The 6153-nt window shown below is 42.5% G+C and carries 1 protein-coding gene; it reads left to right on the forward strand.

Annotated elements, in window-relative coordinates; genetic code table 11:
• Positions 1 to 772 precede the first annotated feature (772 nt).
• Positions 773 to 6153, forward strand: a 5381-nt coding sequence (locus ACWIW0_RS11020) for an ESPR-type extended signal peptide-containing protein (protein ID WP_454453350.1), incomplete at its 3' end; no start/stop codon positions are given.

The following is a 6153-nucleotide window of genomic DNA, read 5'->3' on the forward strand; positions in this document are numbered from 1 at the left end:
CACAAGTGGGAGAGAGTCAGTTTATTGACAAAGTGTTTTCATTCGGACGCCAAGCGTGGCGTCCCTACAAAGAAAAACTATAACCAATTGAAAAATAATCGTTTTATTTTGTTGTGTAGAAGAATTATAACCAATTGAAAAATAAACATTTTATTTTTTTGTGTAGGGACGCCACGCTTGGCGTCCACTCATTAAATCAACAAATTAGGGTTTGTCATCAGTCTGGCTTAAATTAAATTTTAAGTCTATCTTTTGTAAAATTTTGCAAAAAAAATTCCCATAAAATGCTAACATATCCCACAAATAAGCGGTTAGAAATACAAAAAAATAACAAATTTATTTCAAGTTTTAACAAGTAAATAACATTTAATGAGTGGACCAACCACAAATTTGCATATTGTTAATCAAGTGTAAATTAGGTAGGATACCCAAAGATAACCGCAACATAAGATATATCATATAACAAAATCACATAAAGGAATTTACGGAACTCACTATAACTATCAAACCTATTCTCTATCTCACAATTTTTAAAGTTGTGTCAATTTTCTTAAAGAATTTCTCTCTATTGTATAGATAGAAATATCTTATTGTTTCCATAAAAAATCTACTCTATCTTCAAAATCGTATATATAGTAAACTAAAAGAGTGCGGTATTACGTAGCAATTGTACAATACCGAAAGTATGTAACGTGCTAAGCAAAACCTATTTTATTGCTTAGCTTTTTCTTTTATAGAGGTTTGGTAAACCTCAAAAAATTTAAGGTTTTTTATGAATAAGGTTTTTAGAGTAATTTGGAATTACTCCACTCAAACTTGGGTAGCGGTTTCGGAATTAGCAAAAGGACGTGTTAAATCGTCATCATCTTCTACAGTAGCAGAACAACCAAGTAGTGTGGTTACTGAAAAATCCTCAGCCGCAGCCATTGGCTCTGCCGTAGCAGTAACAATTTTGACTTCCGTGATGGCACCACAGGCTTATGCTGATGAGGCTACAAACCGAGCGAATACAAAAACGGCAGAAATTACAGATGATTTTGAGCGTCCTTTCAAGTACGCTGCAGACGGAAAGTCAAATTGGCAATTAACTTTTGGAAATAAGGGAGCTTTATCTGTTAGAGGCGAGGGGTCAGAATCTCCATTGGGTAATTCTAGGGTTAGAGCTTTGGGGGGGACGGCGTATGGTTATAATTCTAGAGCCTTAGGTGTCGCATCCACTGCTTATGGCGTTTTGGCTGTGGCAGAAGGAGCATCGTCAGTGGCTGTTGGCTCTCAAGCCTATGCCAAAGGAGATAACTCTCTTGCCGTGATGCGTAATTCAACCTCCAAGGGAGATCACTCTTACGCTATCGGTGCGGCGAGCTATGCAGAAGGCGGTGGTAGCTTAGCAATCGGTCATTCGACCCACTCTGGAGGGAATCGCTCTATCGCTATCGGCTCTACAGAAGATTCAGTAACAAATAGAAAGAATGATTACAGAACAACTGATAATACCAGAGCCTTAGGCGATCGTGCTATTGCTATAGGTGCGACAGCTCGTGCTGAAGCTGGATCTCATGATGCAATCGTATTTGGTACTAACGCTACCGCTTCGGCTGCCAACGCCACCGCCATCGGTTATGACTCGGTAGCCAACGCCACCAACGCCACCGCCATCGGTAACCAAGCTCAAGCCACCAAAGCGGACGCTGTGGCTTTCGGTGCAGGAGCAAAAGCCCAAGAAGCTAACGCCACCGCCATCGGTAAAGGGGCATTGGCTAGCAAAGCAGACGCCATCGCTTTTGGTAGAGGGGCTTCAGCAAGCAACGTCAGCTCAACCGCCATCGGTGTCAGTGCTAAGGCTTTGGGGTTGAATTCTACTGCCATCGGTCCAAACACCACCGCAAAAGGTGAGCGAGCCATCGCCATCGGTCCTGATTCAAAAACAGACAATAACAACACCGTTGCCATCGGTTACAAAGCTCAAGCTATGAACGAAGGGGCATTTGCCTTCGGTACCAACGTTACATCTAAATCTCAAGGCTCATTAGGTTTGGGTACTGACTCTGTGGCACATGGTAACCACTCTGTCGCTATCGGTACAAATGCAACAACCAAAGGCGGTCTAGGCTCTATCGCATTCGGTTTAAATGCCGCTGCTGGTAACGCCGCTTCCATCGCATTCGGTGCCAACTCAACATCTGGCGAAAATGGTTCGGCTTTCGGCTCCGACTCTAAAGCAGGCACACGAGCCACCGCCTCCGGTCATAAAGCCAACGCCTCAGGCTCAAACTCAGTCGCCACAGGTCATAATGCTACCGCTTCAGGTTCAAGTGCTGTTGCCGTTGGTAATAACGCCTCCGCTTCAGGTACAAATGCTTTAGCCTTTGGTAATGGGGCAAAGGCTTCTGTTAATAACTCTGTCGCTCTGGGCAATGGGGCGGAGACTTCTGCATTTGCAGCAGCAGGTTCATTGAGCTTTAAAAATGCATCTGGTTCTGCTACATCAGCAACACCTGCAGGCAATACGGCAACTGGCGTGGTTTCAGTGGGTAAAGCAGGCTCATTACGCCAAATCCAAAATGTCGCCGCAGGTCGTGTAACTCAAGATTCTACTGACGCAGTAAACGGCAGTCAGCTGTATCACGTGATGGAAAAGGTTGGTTTTAATATCCAACAAGACGGTACAGCAAAATCTCGTATTGACAATGACAACATCGTGAATTTTACTAAAGGTACCTTTACCACTGCAAGCGTAAGTGGTGCGGATAATGCTACTGTGAAATTTGATGTGGTTACTCAAGACATCAGCTCAACTGGCAAAGCGGTAAAAGTTACGGCAGTGGGTAATACAGCTGGCGTGGCTAAAACTGCGGATGTGGTAGCGGCAATTAACAACTCAGGTTTTGAATTAAAAGCCAATGGTGTAGCAGGCGAAAAAATTGCTAACGGTGATTCCATTTCTATCAACCACGGTACTAATATTAATGTTGCTCGCAATGGCTCGACCATCACCATCAAAACTAATGACGAAGTAACCTTTACCAAAACCAACGCAGGCACATTAACAGCGTCTTCTGCACAGGTAAACGGTGGCTTAACCGTAACTGGCGACACCAAACTGCAAAAAGGTGCAACGGTAAGCGGTGGACAGCTTGTGGCTCAAAACGGTGCAAGCGTAAGCGGTGGTTTGGCGATGAATAATGGCAAAATCACTGGCTTACAAGCAGGTTCTGCTGATACTGATGCGGTAAACGTAGGTCAGCTGAACAATAAAGTTGATGCAGCCAAAACCGAGCTGAACAACAATATTAATACAGCTAAAACCGAGCTGAACAACAACATCAACACAGCTAAGACCGAGCTGAATAATAACATCAACACAGCCAAAAACGAGCTAACCACTAAAGGCTTGAAATTCAAAGGTGAAACAGGTGCTGTAATCCACAAAAATCTAGGCGATACCCTTGAGATTGTGGGCAAAGGCGATAACATCAACACCACAAATACTGGCAATAAAATTGAGATTTCCATCTCTGATACGCCAAGTTTCACCAACATCACCACAACCAAAGGTGCAAATATCGGTGGCACACTTTCAGCCAAAAAAGCTGAAGTGGGTGCCGAAGGCTTGACTGTAAACGGTGCTACCACACTGAGCAAAGGTGCAACCATCAGCGGTGGCGACCTTGTGATGAGTAATCAAAAAATCACAGGTTTGGCTAACGGTACAAATGCTAACGATGCTGTCAATAAAAGCCAGTTAGATGCCGTTAATGATACCGCTACTACGGCAAATTCAACAGCAAATACCGCATTGGCAACAGCCAACAAAGGCTGGAACGTTACCATTGCAAAAGGTGCTGGCGAAGCCACCGCTCCTACTGCACCATCAAAAGTCGCACCGGGCGATACGGTAACTTACACCGCAGGTAAAAACGTTAAGTTGGAAATCGCTGGTAAAAACATCACTGTTTCAACCACTGATAATGTAAATTTCACCAACGTAACGGCAACCAAAGTTGATGCCAAAGATGTAAACACAACCAATGTAACGGCAACCAAAGTTGATGCAACCAATGTAAACGCAACCAATGTAAACGCAACCAACGTCAATGCGACAAAAGTGAATGCAACAGATGTTAATACAACCAACGTAACATCAACAGGCAAAGCAAACCTTGCAGACCTAACCGCAACAGGCAACACCAAATTTGGTGGTGCAGGTAAATCTTTCACTATTGAGAGTGGTACAGCCGTTAATATGGGCAACAATGTGGTGAAAGGCGTTGCGACTGGTTCAGAAGATACTGACGCAGTGAACGTAAAACAGCTGAGTGATGCTGTTAAAGCCTCAGGTTGGAAACTGAAAGTTAATAAGGAAACTGATGATCAAGCTGCAAAAGTTGCTAATGACGAAGTGGTAACTTTTGAACAGGGCGACAATATTGTCATCACTCGTAATGGCAAAACTGTTACCGTTGCCACGTCAAAAACACCAACTTTTGACACGTTAAAAACAACGGGTAAAGCGGAAGTTGGTGGCGAGCTGGCTGTAACTGGACCTGCAACTTTTACCGACAAAGTAACCGCTAACAAAGGTTTAGATGTAAATGGTCCTACAGTACTAAACGGTACAACTACTGTTAAAGAAAAACTAACAGCAGAAAAAGGTGCAAGTATCAGCGAAGGTTTGGATATGAATAATAGCCAAATCACAAACGTTGCAGCAGGTACAAATGCTACTGATGCAGTGAACAAAGGTCAATTAGACACTGCCATTCAAAACGTAAATAACGTATTAAAAGACGGTAACATCAAGTTCGGCGGTAATACAGGCGATGAGATCACCACGCAATTAGGCGGTAAGCTCAATGTTATTGGTGGCGGTGTTACTGAAGGTAATTACAGCAGTAATAATGTAAGAACCAAAGCTGACGGTACAGGCAATATCACCATTGAATTTGCTGAAAAACCAAAATTTGAAGCGGTAGAAGCTAAAGATTTGGAAGTTACCAACAGCACTAAGACCAAAGACTTAGAAGTAACCAATCACGCTAAAGCTAAAGATTTGGAAGTTACCAACAGCACTAAGACTAAAGACTTAGAGGTAACCAATCACGCTAAAGCTAAAGATTTGGAAGTTACCAACAGCACTAAGACTAAAGACTTAGAGGTAACCAATCACGCTAAAGCTAAAGATTTGGAAGTTACCAACAACACTAAGACCAAAGACTTAGAGGTAACCAATCACGCAAAAGCGAAAGATTTGGAAGTTACCAATAAAACTAAGACGAAAGACTTAGAAGTAACCAACAACGCTACAATCAAAGACTTGAATGTAACCAATCACGCTAAAGCGAAAGATTTGGAAGTTACCAATAAAACTAAGACCAAAGACTTAGAAGTTACTGGCAACTCCACCCTTGGTAACACCACTATCGGCGGAACGGGTAAGACTTTCAATGTTAGCAATGGCACAACCATTGATATGGGCGGTAATACCATCAATAACATCACCAGTGGTGAGATCAAAGAGGGTAATGCTCAAGCGGTAACTGGTGGAGCAGTACACGAGAAGCTAAAAGAGCTAAGCACCAATGCAACTGTATATGTTGGTAATAATAGTGGTGTTAAGGTTAAACGTAGCTTGGGTGCAGAAATGCAGATCGTGGGTACAGGTACTTTAGCAGATGATAAATACAGCGGTAAAAATGTTAAAACTGTAGGTACTCAAGATGGCGGTATTGAAATCCGTTTCTCCGAAGCACCAGAGTTTAAAGAGCTAAATGTGACTGGCGAAGCTAAGATCAAAGACTTGAATGTAACGAACAACACTAAGACGAAAGACTTAGAAGTAACTAACAACGCTACAATCAAAGACCTGAACGTAACGAACAACACTAAGACGAAAGACTTAGAAGTAACTAACAACGCTACAATCAAAGACCTGAATGTAACGAACAACACTAAGACGAAAGACTTAGAAGTAACCAACAACGCTACAATCAAAGACCTGAATGTAACGAACAAAACTAAGACAAAAGACTTAGAAGTAACTAACAACGCTACAATCAAAGACCTGAACGTAACGAACAAAACTAAGACCAAAGACTTAGAAGTAACTAACAACGCTACAATCAAAGACTTGAACGTAACGAACAAAACTAAGAC

The sequence above is a fragment of the Ursidibacter sp. B-7004-1 genome (assembly GCF_053654055.1).